The following is an 18,523-nucleotide window of genomic DNA, read 5'->3' on the forward strand; positions in this document are numbered from 1 at the left end:
TCCTGTATCATTGTGGCGACAAGAATGACGAGGAAATTCCGTGAAAGAAATTATTGTTTAAAATCTGATTTTCGACTAAAGGTTAGACGTATCTAACTCAAGTATTATTTTCGGACTGAACACTATGCAGACATTGCCAGGCTGGGTGGGACATCAGAGCGGATTGGATATCGATATCCGCCCTCTTCGGCTCGACGGGCTAGAACTTCCAGTGACCTGGAAAGACACGAGGTACTATGATCACGATGCCACTGCGAAGCTGATCAAGCTGTTCTTCGAATGTGGTGCGATCAAAGTCATCTATTTCAACGACAAGAAGATTCCGAGGGTCGTCCCACGCAGTCACCACGACAACCACTTTCACGTAACGATACTTGCATGAGGGCCGAGGTGAAACGCTCTTTTCTTGTTCTTCTTGCGATTGCGGCTTCGGCCGCTTTTTCACAAGGCACTCAAGCGTGGGAATGGCTGCTGCGCCCTGCCGAGACCAGGTACGTCATCTATGGCGGCGAGCTGGGAGATACGATCGCGCCCACGCCCGACAACGCCCGCGTGGCATTCTACGTTCGAGGACGAGCCGCCAAGGATATGTTCGAGGCGATGGGGCCGGACAGGAAGGCCGCGTGCGGCGTGGAAAAAGGGGTGCGCATCCGGGAGCGAGACAACCTGGCTTGCCTCTACAGGCCCACCGATGGATACCAATGCGATTTCGGTTTCAACCTCAGGACTGGCAAAAGCATTGGCGCGTCGATTTGCTGACACCATTCCAGTGCTGCGGGCGCGCCGCGGAGCGCGCCCGTCATGGCGGAGCGACGATGATCGCCCGCTATCCGCAGTCGATTACAGCTGACCCAGCAGCGTCTCCGCGTTCGACACTTCGAACTTGCCGCCCTGCTCGATGTTCAGCTGCGTGACGACGCCGTCTTCGACCAGCATCGAGTAGCGCTGCGAGCGGGTGCCCATGCCGAACTTCGAGAAGTCGGCGTCCAGGCCCAGTGCCTTCGCGAACGCGGCGTTACCGTCGGCCATCATGCGTACGATGCCGGTGGCTTTCTGTTCGCGGCCCCAGGCGCCCATCACGAAGGCGTCGTTGACCGAGACGCACCAGATCTCGTCCACGCCCTTGGCCTTGAAGGCCTCGGCGTGCTGGACGAAGCCGGGAACGTGCTTGGCCGAGCAGGTCGGCGTGTAGGCGCCCGGCAGGCCGAAGATGGCGATCTTCTTGCCGGCAGCCAGTTCCTGCACGTTGAACGTGTTCGGGCCCAGCGAGCAGCCTTCGGTTTCGACTTCGATGAATTCGGACAGGGTGCCTTCCGGCAGTTTGTCGCCGATCTTGATGGTCATGGTGATCTCCTTGTAAACCGTTGCGCGCAGGGGCTCGTCAGCAGTACCCCAACATTTGCAGTTGGGGTTACAGCGGAACCCAGCCACGCAAACAAAAAAGCCGCACAGGCAAAAAGCCGCGCAGGCAAAAAAAAGCCGCCCAAGGTGCACTGCACCAGGCGGCAGCTCCGGCAAGTATGCCAGAGCGCGAGCGAAGCCGCTCGAAAGCGCCGGCCCCTCTCACGTAGGCCGGCACGGCGGCGCCCTTGCGGGCACGCCGCCGGATCACAACGTCAGTCGGCCTGCTTGCGCAGGAATGCCGGGATATCGTAGGTTTCCATGCCGTTCTTTTCCATCGCGCGCACCTGCTCGGAAGCCGATTCGCGGCGCCACACGGCCGGCTCGCGCTTGCCTTCGAAGCTGTGGCCACCGGCGGCACCGATGCCCATCGACACCGATGCTGCGGCGCCGGCCAGGCCGGCCTGCGGGTTCAGCGGGTTGTTGTGGGTGCCCGTGCGCAGCATCTGCTGCGGTACCAGCTGCACGTGCTTCTTGTTCTTGCCCAGGCCCGTTGCCACCACGGTCACGCGGATCGAATCGCCCATCGAATCGTCATAGGCGATGCCCTGTGCGATCGATGCGTCCGGCGCGGCGAAGGCGCGCACCGCGGCCATCACTTCCTTGATTTCCTTGCCCTTCAGGCTGCGGCTGGCGGTCACGTTGACCAGCACGCCGCGCGCGCCGGACAGGTCGATGCCATCCAGCAGCGGCGATGCCACGGCCTGTTCGGCGGCGATGCGAGCGCGGTCCACGCCGGCGGCGGTGGCGGTACCCATCATCGCCTTGCCCTGCTCGCCCATGATCGTCTTCACGTCGTTGAAGTCGACGTTGATGTGGCCCGGCACGTTGATGATCTCGGCGATGCCGGCCACCGCGTTGTTCAGCACGTCGTCGGCATGCTGCAGCCATTCGATCAGCGACTCGTCTTCGTAGATCTCTTCGAGTTTCTCGTTCAGGATCACGATCAGCGAGTCGACGTTCTGCGACAGCTGCTCCAGGCCTTCATCGGCGATTTCCATGCACTTCTGGCCTTCGTGCGAGAACGGCTTCGACACCACCGCCACCGTCAGCGCGCCCAGCGATTTCGCCACTTCCGCGACGATCGGCGCGGCGCCGGTGCCGGTGCCGCCGCCCATGCCCGCGGCGATGAACACCATGTGCGCACCGCGCAGCGCATCCTCGATGCGTGCGCGCGATTCCTCGGCCAGCTTGCGGCCGACGTCGGGCTTCATGCCCGCACCCAGGCCGGTCTCGCCGATCTGGATGATGTTGTCGGCCTTGGAAGCCGACAACGCCTGGGCATCGGTATTGGCGGCGATGAATTCCACGCCGCTCATGCCCTTGTTGATCATGTGCTGCACCGCGTTACCGCCCGCGCCGCCAACACCGACCACCTTGATCACCGTTCCCAGTGATGCGTTATCGACCATATCGAACTCCATGATGTGCTCCTAGTTGAGAGCGCCCTTCAAGCGCCAGCCTTCATATCGGTAGAAGCTGGGGGTGAAGACCGCGTATATATAAAAATAGTTTACCCTGTTGTTACCGTTTTGGGTGCATCGCAGGCCATCAAGCGGTGGCCTGCGTACCCGGCACCCACCCTCAGAAATTACCGAGGAACCATTCCTTCATGCGTTGCCAGACCGCCTTCACGGACCCGTCCTGGCGCGTCACGATATGCCCGCGCAAATACTGCTTCTTCGCTTCCAGCAGAAGTCCGAGCACGGTGGCGTAGCGGGGGCTGCGCACCACGTCGGCCAGCTGGCCGCGATAATCCGGCGTGCCGAGGCGTGCCGGTTTCAGGAAGATGTCCTCCGCCATTTCAACCATGCCGGGCATGATCGAGGAGCCGCCGGTCAGCACGATGCCGGACGAGAGCACGCCCTCGTATCCGGACTCGCGCACGACCTGGTGCACCATGGCGAACAATTCCTCCACGCGCGGCTCGATGACTGCAGCCAGCGCCTGGCGGGACAGATTGCGGGGGCCGCGGTCGCCCAGGCCCGGCACTTCCAGGTGTTCCCCCGGATCCGCCAGCACCTGTTTTGCCACCCCGTAGCGGATCTTGATTTCTTCCGCTTCGGAGGTGGGGGTTCGCAAGGCCATCGCTATGTCGTTGGTGATCTGGTCACCGGCGATCGGGATCACTGCCGTATGGCGGATCGCGCCGTCCGAGAACACTGCAACGTCGGTGGTGCCGCCGCCGATATCGATCAGCACTACACCTAATTCTTTTTCGTCCGGCGTGAGCACGGCATCCGCGGATGCCATCGGCTGCAGGATCAGGTCCGAGACCTCGAGTCCGCAACGCCGCACGCACTTGACGATATTCTGCACGGCGCTCACCGCGCCCGTGACGATATGTACCTTGACTTCCAGCCGGATGCCGCTCATGCCGATCGGCTCGCGCACGTCTTCCTGGCTGTCGACGATGAATTCCTGCGGCACCGTGTGCAGCAGCTGCTGATCGGTAGGAATGTTAACGGCCTTCGCCGTTTCAATGACGCGCGCCACGTCGGTGGCCGTGACTTCCTTTTCCTTGATCGCCACCATGCCGCTCGAATTGAAGCTGCGGATATGGCTGCCCGCGATACCCGCGTACACGTTGCGGATCTTGCAGTCGGCCATCAGCTCGGCCTCCTCGAGGGCGCGCTGGATGGATTCCACGGTCGCTTCGATGTTGACCACCACGCCCTTCTTCAGGCCCTTCGATTCGTGCTGCCCCAGCCCGATCACTTCATGGCGGCCATCGCCCATCACCTCGGCCACCACGGCCACCACCTTCGAGGTGCCGATGTCGAGGCCGACGATCAGGTTTTTCGCGTCTTTTGTCATTATTTGCTCGTTAAATTCGTTTCGCTCTACCGGGCCTTCCGCGGCCTGTTGTTCGTCTTTTATTCGTTTTTTTGTCGTTTTTTATTCGTTATTTCTTCACTTTTTCGGCCGGGATCTTCAGCCCCGCCGCCGACAGCGCCAGCCCGTTCTGGTAGCGCATGTCGATCGTCTCGATGTCCGGCACGCGCGCGGCCAGCTGCGGCCACACCGATACCAGCCGCGCCACGCGGTCCTTCAGCATCGTCGGCGTCTGCTCGCGGCCCAGCGCCACGCTGGCGCCGTTGTCCAGCGTCACCGTCCACGCGTAACGGCTCGACAGCGACAGGCCGGCCGGCACCAGCCTGGCCGGCGCGAACCACTTGCGCAGCTCGGCGTAGCGCGACAGCACTTCCTTCTCGCTGCCGTCCGGTCCGGAGAACTGCGGCAGTTCGTGATCCTCTTCCGCCTCGGCCAGGTTGGCCGTGAATACATCGCCCTTCACCGACAGCAGCCGGCCATCCTCGCCCCAGGTACCCAGCGCCTCGTGCTCTTCCACTTCCACGATCAGCTGGTTCGGCCATTCGCGCCGCACCGTGGCGCGCCGCACCCAGGGCACCGCCTCGAACACCTGGCGCACCTGTTCCAGGTTGGCCGTGAAGAAGTTGCCGGGGATGCGGCCCTGCGTGCCGTTCTTCAGCGTCAGCAGGTTCACGTGGCGCAGTTCGGCCCGTTCCATCGCCTCGACACGGATCGTGCGCAGGTCGAAGATCGGCCGGTGCGCGATCCACCAGATACCGGCGGCGACGCAAACGGCAAACACCAGCGCGACGATGCCGCTGGCGGTTGCGTTCAAGGCTTTCGCGTCGTGCCACATTGCTCTTTATCCCTTGATCTTCAGGCGCGCGGTGCGCAGGATTTCCACGCACAGCGCTTCGTACGACATGCCTTCGGCGCGTGCCGCCATCGGCACCAGCGAATGGCTCGTCATGCCGGGCGAGGTATTCGCTTCCAGCAGGTATGGCTGGTTGTCGCTGTCGCGCAGCAGCACATCGACGCGCGCCCAGCCCTCGCAGCCGAGCGTGCGGTAGGCTTCGACGGCGATGCGCCGCATCTCGGCCTGGATCGATTCATCGAGCTGCGGCGGGCAGAAATACTGCACGTCGTCCGTGAAATACTTGTTCTGGTAATCGTAGTTGCCTTTCGGCGCCACGATTTCCACCACCGGCAGCGCGCGCGCGCCGGCACCGGCGCCGAGCACCGCCACGGTGAATTCGCGGCCGGACACGAACGATTCGGCCAGCACCGAGTCATCCAGCGGCGCGCACTTGTCGTAGGCCGCCTGGAACTGCCCGACCGCATCGACTTTCGAGAAGCCGATCGACGAACCTTCGTGCGGCGGCTTGACGATCAGCGGCAGGCCCAGTTGCGCGGCCACGGCCGCCAGGTCGGCACCATCGTCCAGCACCGCGAAGTCGGGCGTCGGCAGGCCGGCCTTCAGCCACAGGATCTTGGTCGTGATCTTGTCCATCGCCACCGAACTGGCCATCACGCCGCTGCCCGTGTACGGAATGCCCAGCAATTCCAGCGCGCCCTGCAGCGTGCCGTCTTCGCCATAGCGGCCGTGCAGCGCGATGAACACGCGGTCGAACTTCTCGGCCGCCAGCTCGGCCAGCGAGCGCTGGCCCGGATCGAACGGATGGGCATCGATACCCTGGCTGCGCAGCGCTTCGAGCACGCCGCCGCCGGACATCAGCGACACGTCACGCTCGGCGGACCGGCCGCCGAACAGCACGCCGACCTTGCCGAACGATTGCGCTTCTTCTTTTGAAATTGCCATGTTCATGCCTGTGCTTGATTGTTCAACATTGCGTTCAATCTTTGTAGTTCACCAGTTTTCCCGGCACGCCGCTGATCGCACCGGCGCCCATCGTCAGGACCACGTCGCCGTCCCGCACCAGTCCCATGATGGTTTCCGGTACCTCGGCGATGGTTTCGACGAACACCGGCTCGGTCTTGCCACGCGCGCGGATCGCGCGCACCAGCGAGCGGCCGTCGGCGCCCACGATCGGCGCTTCGCCGGCCGGGTAGACTTCGACCAGCACCAGCAGGTCCACTACCGACAGCACGCGGGCGAAGTCCTCGAACAGGTCGCGCGTGCGGGTGTAGCGGTGCGGCTGGAACACCAGTACCAGGCGGCGGCCCGGGTACGCGGCGCGCGCGGCGGCCAGCGTGACTTCCGTTTCCACGGGGTGGTGGCCGAAATCGTCGACCAGGGTGAAGGTACCGCCGCCCGGAATCGCGACCTCGCCGTACTTCGTGAAGCGGCGGCCCACGCCGGCGAAACCGGCCAGGCCGGCCTGCGTGGCGCTGTCGTCGATGCCGATCTCGCGGGCGATGGCCACGGCCGAGCAGGCGTTCTGCACGTTGTGCAGGCCGGGCTGGTTCAGCACGATATCGAGATCCGGGAAGCCTTCCTGCAACACCGTGAAATGCATCTGCGTGCCGACCGCGCGGGCGTTCACGGCGCGCACTTCGGCATCCTCGGCGAAGCCGTACGTGGTCACCGGTTTCGTTACTTGCGGCAGGATGCTGCGCACGTGCGCATCATCGATGCACATCATCGCGCGGCCATAGAACGGCAGGCGGTGCGTGAAGTGCACGAAAGCCTGCTTGAGCTTCTCGAAATCGTGCTCGTACGTCTCCATGTGGTCGGCGTCGATGTTCGTGATCACCTCGATCATCGGCGCCAGGTTCAGGAACGACGCATCCGATTCGTCCGCCTCGGCCACCAGGTATTCGCCGGAACCCAGCTTGGCGTTGGCACCGGCCGCCGTGAGCCGGCCGCCGATCACGAACGTGGGGTCCAGGCCGCCCTGGTACAGCACCGAAGCGACCAGCGACGTGGTCGTGGTCTTGCCGTGCGTGCCGGCGATGGCGATGCCCCGTTTCAGGCGCATCAGTTCGCCCAGCATCACGGCGCGCGGCACGATCGGGATTTTCTTCGCGCGGGCCGCGACCACTTCCGGGTTATCCGCCGCCACGGCGGTGGACGTGACGACCGCGTCTGCGGCGCCGATGTACTCGGCCGCGTGACCCTGGAACACCTTGGCACCCATGTCGGCCAGGCGCTGGGTGACGGCGTTGCTGCCCAGGTCCGAGCCGCTGACGTTGTAGCCGAGCGTGACCAGCACCTCGGCGATGCCGCTCATGCCGCTGCCGCCGATGCCGACGAAGTGAATGTTCTTGACCTTGTGTTGCATGGTGTCTGTGTCGTCTTATGCCAGTTGTTCGAGTACGTTTGCGATCGCGTCGTTCGCGTCGCGCTTGCCGACCGCGTGCGCCGCTTCGGCCATGCCGCGGCAGGCGTTGCGCGTCAGCGTCTGCAGCAGGGTTGCCAGGCCCTGCGCGGTCAGTTCGGTCTGCGGCATGTGGATCGCCGCGTTCTGTTGCGCCATCCAGCGGGCGTTGTCGCGCTGGTGGCTGGTGGTCGACGCCACCAGCGGCACCAGCACGCTGGCCACGCCGGCCGCCGTCAGCTCGGACACGGTGATGGCGCCGGCGCGGCAGATCACCACGTCGGCCTGCGCATAGGCGCTGGCCATGTCGTCGATGAAGTCGACCACGGTGGCCTGCACGCCCGCCTGCGCATAGCCGGCGCGCAGCGCATCGATGTTCTTCTTGCCCGACTGGTGGGTGACCAGCGGGCGTTCGCCTTCCGGCAGCAGGGCCAGCGCGGCCGGCAGCGCATCGTTGAGCGCCCTGGCCCCGAGGCTGCCGCCGACCACCAGGATGCGCAAGGCGCCCTCGCGGCCGGCGAAGCGCTGCGCGGGCGCCGGCAGGTCGAGGATTTCCCTGCGCACCGGGTTGCCGGTGACGACCGCCTTGCCCGCCGCGCGGCCGAAGTCGGCCGGGAAGCCGAAGCACACCTTCGACGCCACCGGCGCCAGCGTCTTGTTCGACAGCAGCAGCGCCGCATCGGCGTTGACGAGCACCAGCGGCACATTGCGCAGCTTCGTCATCATCCCGCCCGGCACGGTCACGTAACCGCCCATGCCCAGCACCACGGCGGGCTTGCGGCGGCCGATGATGCCGTAGCAATCCCAGAATGCCTTCAGCATCTTCACCGCGCCCGACAGCGTATGGCCCAGCCCCTTGCCGCGCATGCCGGAAAAGTGGATGACGTCCATCGCCACGCCGGCCTTCGGCACCAGGTCGCCCTCCATGCCGTGCGACGTGCCGAGCCAGCTCACTTCCCAGCCGCGCGCGCGCATCGTCTGGGCGATCGCCAGGCCGGGGAAGATATGGCCGCCGGTGCCGGCCGCCATGATCACGAGCTTCTTCACAGGTGTGCTCATGTTCGCCCGCCCCGCATCAGCACGCGGTTCTCGTAGTCGATCCGCAGCAGGATCGCCAGGCCGAGGCAGTTCACGAGCACGCCCGTGCCGCCGTAGCTCATCAGCGGCAAGGTCAATCCCTTGGTGGGCAGCAGCCCGAGGTTCACGCCCATATTGATGAATGTCTGAATGCCGATCCAGATGCCGATGCCCTTGGCGACCAGGCCCGCGAAGGTCTGGTCGATGGCGATCGCCTGGCGGCCGATCTCGAAAGCGCGTTTAACGATCCAGTAGAACATTCCGATGACAGCGAGCACGCCGATCAGGCCCAGTTCCTCGCCGATCACGGCCAGCAGGAAGTCGGTATGCGCCTCCGGCAGGTAATGCAGCTTCTCCACGCTGCCGCCCAGGCCCACGCCGAAGATCTCGCCGCGGCCGAAAGCGATCAGCGAGTGGGTCAGCTGGTAGCCCTTGTCCAGCGCATTGGCTTCGTCCCACGGGTTCAGGTAGGCGAAGAAGCGCTCGCGCCGGAATTTCGACAGCGCGATGATCGATACGAACACCGTCACCAGCATGCCGGCGATGCCGCCGAACCAGACCGCGTTCACGCCGCCCAGGAACAGGATGCCCATCGCGATGCAGACGATCACGCCGAACGCGCCCAGGTCGGGTTCGAGCAGCAGCAGCAGGCCGACCACGCTGACCGCCAGGGCCATCGGCAGGAAACCCTTGGTCAGCTTGTGCATGTATTCCTGCTTGCGCACCGTGTAGTCGGCCGCGTACAGCACGATGAACAGCTTCATCAGCTCGGAAGGCTGCAGGTTGTAGATCTTCAGGGACAGCCAGCGCCGGCCGCCGTTGACCACCACGCCCACGCCGGGGATCAGCACCAGCAGCAACAGGAACATGGTGCCGAGGAACAGGTAGGGTGCCCAGCGCTGCCAGGTGGCGATCGGAATGCGGAACGCCACCAGCGCCACCATGCCGGAGATGGCGATGAAGGTGGCCTGGCGCGTCAGGAAGTACGAGTTCTTGTACGCCGCGTACTTCGGCGAATCGGGCAGCGCGATCGACGCGGAATACACCATGACCATGCCGAGCAGCAGCAGCAGGATGATCACCCACAGCAGCGGCTTGTCGTACTCCATCATGCGCGACTGGCGCGCGCGGATATCGATCGGCGTGACCGATCCGCCTCCGGAGAACTTGAATGGCAGCTGGAAGGCCATCAGATCTCCTGTCCCGCATCGAGCGCGATCTCGCGCACGGTGTCGATGAACACCTGGGCGCGGTGCGCGTAGTTCTTGAACATGTCCAGGCTGGCGCAGGCGGGCGACAGCAGCACGGCATCACCGCTGAGCGCCATGCGCGCGGCGGCCATGGTCGCCTCTTCCAGCGTGGCGAAATCGTGCAGCGGCACGCCGCTGCCGGCCAGCGCGGCGCGGATGCCCGGCGCATCGCGGCCGATCAGCACCACGGCGCGCACGTAGCGCGACACCGGTCCGGCCAGCGGATCGAATTCCTGGCCCTTGCCGTCGCCGCCGGCGACCAGCACGATGCGCTGGCTGTCGCCGCCGAAGCTCTTGCCCAGGCCATCGATGGCGGCCACGGTGGCGCCCACGTTGGTGCCCTTGCTGTCGTCGTAGAACTCGACGCCGTTGATCGCCGCGACCAGTTCCACGCGGTGCGGCTGGCCCTTGTAGTCGCGCAGGCCGTGCAGCAGCGGTGCGAACGGCAGGCCGATCGCGCGGCACAGCGCCAGCGCGGCCAGCGCGTTGGTCGCGTTGTGCGTGCCGCGGATCTGCAGCGCGTCGGCCGGCATCAGCTTCTTCACGCCAGTCTCGATGGCGGGCGCCGGCTCGTTCTTGCGGCGTTTCTTCGCCGGTTCGGCATCGTCGAGCGGCTCGGCCGCCGCCAGCCACCACACGCCCCGTTCGTTGACGAGGCCGAAGCTGTCCGGCGTGCCCGGCGCGTCAGTGCCGAAGGTGGCATTGCCGCCGAGCGGATTGGCCATGCGCATCGTCCAGGCATCGTCGCGATTGAGCACGCGCACGGTCTGCGCGCCGAAGATGCGCGCCTTGTCGGCCGCATAGGCTTCCATGCTGCCGTGCCAGTCCAGGTGATCCTGGGTCAGGTTCAGTACCGTGGCGGCATCGGCCTGCAGCGAATACGTGGTGTGCAGCTGGAAGCTGGACAGTTCCAGCACCCAGGCCTGCGGCAGTGCAGCCATCGGCTCTGCATCCGTCGGCCCGGCGTCCGCCGGCGCGGCATCCATCGCCTCGCGCAGCACGTCCAGTGCGGCCGGGCTGATGTTGCCGGCCACTTTCACCGACAGGCCGGCGCGCTCGCACAGCTGGCCGGTGATCGTGGTGACGGTGGTCTTGCCGTTGGTGCCGGTGATCGCGATGACCTTCGGCGCATAGGCGCGCTCGGTCTTCAGCCAGGCCAGCGCCTGGGCGAAGAGTTCGATCTCGCCCCAGACCGGGATGTTCTTTTCCTGCGCGGCCGGCAGCAGGCCGGCCAGCTCGCGGTTCGGCGCCAGCCCGGGGCTGACGGCGACGAAGTCCACGCCGTCGAGCAGCGCGGCGTTGAACGGGCCGGCGATGAACTGCGTGCCCGGCACCGCTTCGCGCAGCGCCGGCAGGCGATCCGGCACGGCGCGCGTATCGGCCACGCGCAGCAGCGCGCCGCAGCGGGCGAGCCACTGCGCCATGGCCAGGCCCGATTCGCCAAGGCCCAGCACCAGCGCGATTTTGCCGTTATAGATCATCGTGTTCTACCGTTCTTCCTGCCATTGATTACCGTTGATTACCGCAGCTTGAGCGTGGAAAGGCCCACCAGCACCAGCATCATCGTGACGATCCAGAAGCGCACCACGACCTGGGTTTCCTTCCAGCCCTTCTGCTCGAAATGGTGGTGCAGCGGCGCCATCAGGAATACCCGGCGGCCCTGTCCATAACGCTTTTTCGTGTACTTGAACCAGCCCACCTGGATGATCACGGAGACCGTTTCGGCGACGAAGATGCCGCCCATAATGAACAGCACGATTTCCTGGCGCACGATGACGGCGATGGTGCCCAGCGCGCCGCCCAGCGCCAGTGCGCCGACGTCGCCCATGAACACTTGCGCGGGGTGCGTGTTATACCAGAGGAAGGCCAGGCCGGCGCCGGCCATCGCGCCGACGAAGATGATCAACTCGCCCGCGCCGGGGATGTGCGGGATGAACAGGTATTTCGAATAGGTGGCGCTGCCGGTGAGGTAGGCGAACAGGCCCAGGGCGGAACCGACCATCACGGTCGGCATGATGGCCAGACCATCCAGGCCATCGGTGAAGTTGACGGCGTTCGACGAACCCACGATCACGCAATAGGTCAGCGCGATGAAGCCCCACACGCCCAGCGGATAGCTGATGGTCTTGAAGAACGGCACGATCAGGTCGGCCTTCGGCGGCAGGTCCATCGAGAAGCCCGACTGCACCCACTGGAAGAACAGCTTGAACACTTCGGCCGGCGTGGGCGCCGACACGGAGAATGCCAGGTACAGCGCGGCGGCCACGCCCACCAGCGATTGCCAGAAATATTTTTCGGCCGAGCGCATGCCTTCCGGGTCTTGCCTTACGACTTTCCTGTAGTCGTCCACCCAGCCCACGGCGCCGAAGCCCAGCGTGACCACGATCACCGGCCAGATCAGCCGGTTCGACCAGTCGCACCACAGCAGGGTGGAAACGCCGATCGCGATCAGGATCAGCACACCGCCCATCGTCGGCGTGCCATGTTTTTTCAGGTGCGTCTGCGGACCGTCGGTGCGCACGGCCTGGCCATACTTCATGGCGGTGAGCTTGCGGATGACGGCGGGGCCGGCGACGAGGCCGATCACCAGCGCCGTGATCGTGGCGAACACGGCGCGGAAAGTAATGAAGTTAAAGACGCGGAAGGCGCCGATATCGTCCTGCAGGTACTGTGCGAGCCAAAGCAGCATGATCAGTGGGTTTCCTTGTTAGCTTGTTGCGATCCAATCAAATGCTGCACGACCCGCTCCATCTTCATGAAACGGGAGCCCTTGATCAACACCGTGGTGTCCGGCGTCACTGCCGCGTCGACTGCCGCGAGCAATGCGTCGAACTGTTCGAAATGACGGACATTCGTCGAACCTGAACCCGCACCTGCATCCTGCATGTGCCGGGCCAGCGTTCCCGTCACGAGCACCTGTTCGATGCCCTTCTGTGCCGCGTAGGCGGCGATCTCTTCGTGGAATTCCTTCCCCTTGGTGCCCACTTCGCCCATGTCGCCCAGCACCAGCACGCGCGGCGCCGGGCTGCCCGCCAGCACGTCGATCGCAGCGCGCACCGAATCCGGGTTCGCGTTGTACGTATCGTCGATGACGACGGCGCCCTTGGCGGCCTGCTTGCGCTGCAGCCGGCCACTGACCGGCGCGAAGGTGTCCAGCCCCGCCTTGACGCGGTCGAACGAAATGCCGGCTGCCGCCGTGCAGGCGATGGCGGCCAGCGCGTTGCGCACGTTGTGCTCGCCGGCTGCCTGCAGGGCGACATAGAACTGGACCAGTTCACCATCGCTGCAGCGGATCGACACGAACATCTGGTTGCCGAAATCGGCCGGGCGGAACGTGCAGCTCACATCGGCCTCCTTGGTCAGGCCGAAGGTGATCGTGCGGCGGCTGCCGGCGAGCTCGCGCCAGATGGGCGTGAATTCGTCGTGCGACGGGAACACCGCCGTACCGTCGCCTGGCAGGGCGGCCAGCACGGAACCGTTCTCGCGCGCCACGGCTTCCACCGTGTGCATGAATTCCTGGTGCTCGCGCTGGGCATTGTTCACCAGGGCGATGGTCGGCATGGCGATGCGGGCCAGCCGGCCGATCTCGCCCGGGTGGTTCATGCCCAGTTCGATCACGGCGGAGGAATGGTGCGGCGCCAGGCGGAACAGCGTGAGCGGCACGCCGATCTCGTTGTTGAGGTTTCCGCGCGTCGCCAGCCGGTCTTCCTCGCCATGGGCGGCGGCCAGGATGGCGGCGATCATTTCCTTGACCGTCGTCTTGCCGTTGCTGCCGGTGACACCGATCACGGGCAGGTCGAACTGGCTGCGCCACCAGCGGCCGATCTGGCCAAGCGCGGCCAGCGTGTCCCGCACGAGGATGACGGGCAGCGCCTCCGGCGCGGTCCAGCCATCGGGCAGCCGTTCAACCACGACGGCGGCCGCTTTCTGCGCCACTTGCGTCAGGAAGTCGTGCGCATCGAAGTTCTCGCCGCGCAGCGCGACGAACAGGGCGCCCGGCGCCACGGTGCGGCTGTCGGTCGACACGCCATCGAAGGCCGTGCCCGTGGAGGCTTCGCCAACGAGGCGCGCGCCATCCAGCGCAGCCAGGATCTGGTCCAGCGTGGCGCGCATCAGTTCGTCCTCATCATCGTCAGTCGGGCGGTCAGTGCCAGCTGGGCATGCTCGGCATCGGAGAACGGCAGTTTCTTGCCCTTGATTTCCTGGTAGGGTTCATGGCCCTTGCCGGCCACCAGGATCACGTCGTTCCTGGCCGCGTGCTTGACGGCGGAAAGGATCGCGGCCGCGCGGTCCTCGATGGCCTGCGCGGGACGGGTGGCATCCATGCCGGCCACGATCTGCGCGATGATCGCGTGCGGATCTTCGCTGCGCGGGTTATCGCTGGTGACCAGCACATGGTCCGCCGCCTGCGCGATGCGGCCCATCTGCGGGCGCTTGCCCGGGTCGCGGTCGCCGCCGCAGCCGAACACGCACCACAGCTGGCCGCCGCGGTCCGCCGCCACGGGACGCAGCGCTTCCAGGGTTTTTTCCAGCGCGTCGGGCGTGTGCGCGTAGTCGATGACGACCATCGGCGCATCGTTGCCGCCGACCAGCTGCATGCGGCCCGGCGCCGGCGTCAATGCCTCGATCGCCTCGACGGCAGCGCGCAGCGGCAGGCCCTTCGCCAGCAGCGCGCCCAGCACGCCGAGCGCGTTGCTGACGTTGAACGCGCCCACCAGCCGGGTCTTCACTTGCGCGGCGCCATAAGGCGACTCGAGGTGGAACTCGGTGCCGGCGCTGCGGCTCCTGACCTGGCTGGCGCGCAGCACGGCAATCCCGGCCAACTGCGCAGGCAGTGCAGCCATCTCGGCTTCGCCCTTGAGCGTATAGCCGATCACCTGGGCATCCTTCACCTGCGACGCCATGCGCACGCCGGCCGGATCGTCCAGGTTGATGACGGCGGTCTTCAGGCCGGGCCAGGCGAACAGCTTCTGCTTGGCCGCTTCATAGGCTTCCATCGAGCCGTGGAAATCCAGGTGGTCGCGCGTCAGGTTGGTGAACAGCGCCACGTCGAAATGCATGCCCGCCACGCGGCCCTGTTCGAGGCCGATCGACGACACCTCGATGGCCAGCGCGCGGGCGCCGGCGGCGCGGCACTCGTCCAGCGTGCGGGCCAGCAGTACCTGGTCCGGCGTGGTGTAGCCGGTGGCCGCGAATTCGGCTTCGCCGCGGCCATTGCCCTGGCCGTGGAACAGGCCGACACCCAGCGTGCCGATGACGGCGGCGGTTTCGCCGGCGCGCGAGAGCGCATGGCCCAGCCACACGGCCGACGAGGTCTTGCCATTGGTGCCGGTGATGCCGACGGTGAACATGCCGGCGTCCGGCATGCCGTACACGGCATGCGCGATCGGACCGGCGCGCAGTTTCAGGTCCGCCACCGGCAGGCTGGCCACGCGCCATTCCGGGTTCCAGGCGAATCCGGCCGGGTCGTACAGCACGGCCGCGGCGCCCTGTTCGATGGCCCGTCCTATATAGGTACGGCCGTCGCCGGCATCGCCGGCGCTGTTGTTCGGATAGGCGAAGAATACGTCGCCCGGTGCGATGCGGCGCGAGTCGGAGGTCAGCTGGCCGTCTGGTGCGGCCTGCCTGATCCAGTCGCCGATCTGTTGGATGTCGTCGTTGTTATTCATGTTCGTCATTACATGGCCTCCCCTTCGTTGCTCGCCGGAGCCACGATTTCCGTCACGGTGGAATCGGGAGGCACGTTCATGGCGCGCAGCGCGTTTTCCGCGACCTTGGCAAACGTCGGCGCCGCCACCTGGCCGCCGAAACGGCCGCCCTGGGTCGGCTCGTCGATCATCACGGCGATCACGAAGCGCGGCGCCGACAGCGGCACGATGCCCACGAAGGAGCCGATGTACTTGCGCGGAATCGGGTAGCGGCCGTTTTCCACCTTGTAGGCGGTGCCTGTCTTGCCGCCCACGCGGTAGCCGGGGATCTGGGCCTGCTTGGCCGTGCCGTCCTTGCCGGTGACGACCATCTCGAGCATCTCGCGCATCTGGCGCGCCGTCTGCGGCTTGATGATCTGCTGGCCCTGCGGCAGGTCGTGGCTTTTCTGGAAGGTGAGCGGAATCAGGTCGCCATCGCGGGCGAACATCAGGTACGAGCGGGCCAGCTGGATCAGCGACACCGAGATGCCGTTCCCGTAGCTCATCGTGGCCTGCTCGATCGGCCGCCAGTTCTTGTAGGGACGCACGCGGCCGGCAACGGCGCCGGGGAAACCCCACTTCGGCTGCTGGCCGAAGCCGACCTTGGTGAACATTTCCCACATATCCTGCGGTGGCATCGACAGCGCGATCTTCGAGGTACCGATGTTGGACGACATCTCCATCACCTGCTGCACGCTGATCACGTGGTGCGGCTTGGTATCGCTGATGGTGCGGTCCTTGATGGTGAGGCGGCCGTTGCCGGTGTCGATGCTGGTGTACGGCGTGACCACGCCCTTGTCCAGCGCCAGCGCCACGGTGATCGCCTTCAGCGTGGAACCCGGTTCGAACGAGTCCGTCATCACGCGGTTGCGCAACTGCGCGCCGGTCAGCTTGCGGCGGTCGTTCGGGTCGTAGCTGGGATAGTTCGCCAGCGCCAGCACTTCGCCGGTGTGCACGTCCAGCACCACGGCAGCGCCGGCCTTGGCGGCGAATTTCTCGACAGCCGCCTTCAGCTGCGTGAAGGCGATGTACTGGATCTTCGAATCGACCGACAGCACCAGGTCCTTGCCGTCGTGCGGTTCGTGCTTGGCGCCGATATCCTCGACGATGTGGCCCAGGCGGTCCTTGATCACGCGGCGCGTGCCGGGCTGGCCCACCAGCGTTTTCTGGTGCGCCAGCTCCATCGATTCCTGGCCCACGTCTTCCACGTTGGTGAAGCCCACCACGTGGGTCATCACTTCACCTTGCGGGTAGAAGCGCTTGTATTCCTTGCGCGTGTCGATGCCGTCGATCTTCAGCTTGGCGATCCGGTCGGCCACGTCCTGCTCGACCTGCCGCTTCAGGTAAACAAAGTTGCGGTCCGAATCGAGCTTCTTGCGCAACTCGGCCTCGCTCATGTCGAGCAGGCTGGCCAGCGCGCGGATCTTTTCCGGCGGCGCCAGCAGCACGTCGTCCGGGATTGCCCAGATGGCCTTGACGGGCACCGACGATGCCAGCACCTGGCCATTGCGGTCCATGATCTTGCCGCGCGTGGCCGGCAGTTCGATCGTGCGCGCGTAGCGGATCTCGCCCTGCTTCTGCAGGAACTGGGTGGACAGGCCCTGCAGCCACAGCGCGCGCACCGCCAGCGCGGCGAACGCGGCGAACAGCACGAACAGCACCACGCGCGAGCGCCAGGTGGGCAGGCGCACCGCCAGCACGGGGCTCTTGGAGAACGACACGCCTTTCGAGGCGGCCACGCGGGAGCTTGCGGCGTTGGGACGGCTCATTCCTCGCCCTCCGTCAGGTATTGCGTGCGCGCGGGCGTCAACTGGGTCATGCCCAGGTCGCCGTGCGCGATTTCCTCGATGCGGGCGTGCTTGCCCAGCGTGGACTGGTCCAGCTGCAGCTGCGCCCATTCGATGTCGAGCTGGCGCGCCTTGGCCTGCGCGCGTTCCAGCTCGATGAACAGATGGCGCGCCTGGTATTGCGCGTTAACGAGCGACAGCGCGCAGCCCACCAGCAGCGCGGCCAGGACGGCGGCGAGCTTGCCGCTCATGCCGGCCTCTTTTGTTCAGGGAGACGCACAGGTAAGCGAACTGCGACCCGCATCACCGCCGAGCGGGCGCGCGGGTTCTCGTCCACTTCGCGCGCCGATGGCTTGATCTTGGCGAGCAGCTTCACTTCCGGCTGCGGCAGGTCGGCGGCGCGGATCGGCAGCCGGCGGTCCGGCTGCGGCACATTGGCGCGCTCGGCAAGGAAACGCTTGACGATGCGGTCTTCCAGCGAATGGAAGCTGATGACGGCCATGATGCCGCCCGATGCCAGCGCGTCGTAGGCCTGCTTCAATCCTGCCTGGAGGTCCTCAAGCTCTTGATTGATGTAAATCCGGATAGCCTGAAAGGTCCTTGTGGCCGGATCCTTGCCCTTCTCCCGGGTTTTGACCGCGCCTGCCACGATGCCGGCAAGCTGTCGTGTGCTTGAAATTGGTTCGACTGCCCGGCGAGCAACAATCGCCTTTGCAATCTGAAAAGCAAACCGTTCTTCCCCATAATCCCTGATCACCTTTTCAAGAGTCTGTTCCGATTCCGTGGCCAGCCATTCGGCCGCGGAGATGCCGCGTGTCGTGTCCATCCGCATGTCGAGCGGCCCGTCATTGCGGAATGAAAAGCCGCGCGCGGCGTCATCGACCTGTGGCGATGAAATACCCAGGTCGAGCAACACGCCGTCGACCTGGCCGATGCCGCGCTCGGCAAATGCGGAAGCCATCGTGGCGAAACTGTCGTGCACGATGGTAAAACGCGGATCTTCGATGGTTTGCGCGGTGGCGATCGCCTGCGGATCCTTGTCGAACGCGACCAGGCGCCCGTTCGGGCCCAGGCGTGACAGCAACAGGCGGCTGTGACCGCCGCGGCCGAAGGTGCCGTCGACGTAGATACCGTCGGCACGCGCGCCGGCAATGGCCAGCGCATCGACCGCTTCGTCTAACAGCACCGTACGATGCTGGAATTCTGGCACCGCTGTGTTCGTCATGTGG

General features: G+C 65.4%; 16 protein-coding genes. 1 reads left to right on the forward strand and 15 read right to left on the reverse strand.

Translation table 11 applies throughout. The features are described from left to right. Window positions 1-378: 378 nt before the first annotated feature. Window positions 379-759: a hypothetical protein gene (locus EYF70_RS23670; protein ID WP_131147584.1), complete on the forward strand. Its 381-nt coding sequence runs from the start codon at window positions 379-381 to the stop codon at window positions 757-759. An 81-nt stretch (window positions 760-840) separates the two neighbouring features. Here EYF70_RS23670 and EYF70_RS23675 read toward each other — a convergent pair whose 3' ends face one another. From EYF70_RS23675 to rsmH, 15 genes are all read right to left on the reverse strand, one after another. After that, window positions 841-1,344, reverse strand: a complete 504-nt coding sequence (locus tag EYF70_RS23675) for a peroxiredoxin (protein WP_131147585.1) — start codon at window positions 1,342-1,344, stop codon at window positions 841-843. A 272-nt stretch (window positions 1,345-1,616) separates the two neighbouring features. Next, window positions 1,617-2,825: a cell division protein FtsZ gene (gene ftsZ, locus EYF70_RS23680; RefSeq protein ID WP_131147586.1), complete on the reverse strand. Its 1,209-nt coding sequence runs from the start codon at window positions 2,823-2,825 to the stop codon at window positions 1,617-1,619. 160 nt (window positions 2,826-2,985) lie between these two features. After that, on the reverse strand, window positions 2,986-4,218 hold the full coding sequence (gene ftsA / locus EYF70_RS23685) for a cell division protein FtsA (protein WP_131147587.1): 1,233 nt from the start codon (window positions 4,216-4,218) through the stop codon (window positions 2,986-2,988). An 88-nt stretch (window positions 4,219-4,306) separates the two neighbouring features. Next, entirely contained in the window at window positions 4,307-5,071 is a 765-nt protein-coding gene (locus tag EYF70_RS23690) for a cell division protein FtsQ/DivIB (protein ID WP_131147588.1), read from the reverse strand. 6 nt (window positions 5,072-5,077) lie between these two features. Further along, the gene (locus EYF70_RS23695; protein ID WP_371861667.1) at window positions 5,078-6,034 is read right to left on the reverse strand and encodes a D-alanine--D-alanine ligase; all 957 of its coding nucleotides are present in this window, start codon (window positions 6,032-6,034) and stop codon (window positions 5,078-5,080) included. A gap of 34 nt (window positions 6,035-6,068) precedes the next feature. Beyond that, window positions 6,069-7,457 carry a UDP-N-acetylmuramate--L-alanine ligase gene (murC, locus tag EYF70_RS23700; protein WP_131147590.1) on the reverse strand — a complete coding sequence of 463 codons (1,389 nt, stop codon included), beginning with the start codon at window positions 7,455-7,457 and terminating at the stop codon, window positions 6,069-6,071. A 15-nt stretch (window positions 7,458-7,472) separates the two neighbouring features. Then, a complete protein-coding gene (gene murG / locus EYF70_RS23705) occupies window positions 7,473-8,552 on the reverse strand; it encodes an undecaprenyldiphospho-muramoylpentapeptide beta-N-acetylglucosaminyltransferase (protein WP_131147591.1) in 1,080 nt (359 codons plus the stop codon). Further along, entirely contained in the window at window positions 8,549-9,760 is a 1,212-nt protein-coding gene (gene ftsW / locus EYF70_RS23710) for a putative lipid II flippase FtsW (RefSeq protein WP_131147592.1), read from the reverse strand. Before ftsW ends, murG begins: the two co-directional genes overlap by 4 nt. After that, complete coding sequence (gene murD / locus EYF70_RS23715) at window positions 9,760-11,301, reverse strand: UDP-N-acetylmuramoyl-L-alanine--D-glutamate ligase (protein ID WP_131147593.1); 1,542 nt, start codon at window positions 11,299-11,301, stop codon at window positions 9,760-9,762. Before murD ends, ftsW begins: the two co-directional genes overlap by 1 nt. Before the next feature lie 38 nt (window positions 11,302-11,339). Next, window positions 11,340-12,509: a phospho-N-acetylmuramoyl-pentapeptide-transferase gene (gene mraY, locus EYF70_RS23720; RefSeq protein WP_131147594.1), complete on the reverse strand. Its 1,170-nt coding sequence runs from the start codon at window positions 12,507-12,509 to the stop codon at window positions 11,340-11,342. A gap of 2 nt (window positions 12,510-12,511) precedes the next feature. Further along, window positions 12,512-13,933 carry a UDP-N-acetylmuramoyl-tripeptide--D-alanyl-D-alanine ligase gene (locus EYF70_RS23725; protein ID WP_131147595.1) on the reverse strand — a complete coding sequence of 474 codons (1,422 nt, stop codon included), beginning with the start codon at window positions 13,931-13,933 and terminating at the stop codon, window positions 12,512-12,514. Next, window positions 13,933-15,498 (reverse strand): UDP-N-acetylmuramoyl-L-alanyl-D-glutamate--2,6-diaminopimelate ligase, encoded by a 1,566-nt coding sequence (locus EYF70_RS23730; protein WP_131147596.1) that lies wholly within the window; start codon window positions 15,496-15,498, stop codon window positions 13,933-13,935. The genes EYF70_RS23725 and EYF70_RS23730 overlap by 1 nt, the downstream gene beginning before the upstream one ends. Continuing rightward, window positions 15,498-17,276, reverse strand: coding sequence for a peptidoglycan D,D-transpeptidase FtsI family protein (locus EYF70_RS23735; protein WP_131147597.1), 1,779 nt, complete (start codon window positions 17,274-17,276; stop codon window positions 15,498-15,500). The genes EYF70_RS23730 and EYF70_RS23735 overlap by 1 nt, the downstream gene beginning before the upstream one ends. Beyond that, window positions 17,273-17,545, reverse strand: coding sequence for a cell division protein FtsL (gene ftsL, locus EYF70_RS23740; protein ID WP_131147598.1), 273 nt, complete (start codon window positions 17,543-17,545; stop codon window positions 17,273-17,275). Before ftsL ends, EYF70_RS23735 begins: the two co-directional genes overlap by 4 nt. After that, window positions 17,542-18,519 (reverse strand): 16S rRNA (cytosine(1402)-N(4))-methyltransferase RsmH, encoded by a 978-nt coding sequence (gene rsmH / locus EYF70_RS23745; RefSeq protein ID WP_131147599.1) that lies wholly within the window; start codon window positions 18,517-18,519, stop codon window positions 17,542-17,544. The genes ftsL and rsmH overlap by 4 nt, the downstream gene beginning before the upstream one ends. Between the last annotated feature and the right edge of the window lie 4 nt (window positions 18,520-18,523).

The sequence above is a fragment of the Pseudoduganella albidiflava genome, from assembly GCF_004322755.1.
GTDB lineage: Bacteria > Pseudomonadota > Gammaproteobacteria > Burkholderiales > Burkholderiaceae_D > Rugamonas > Rugamonas albidiflava.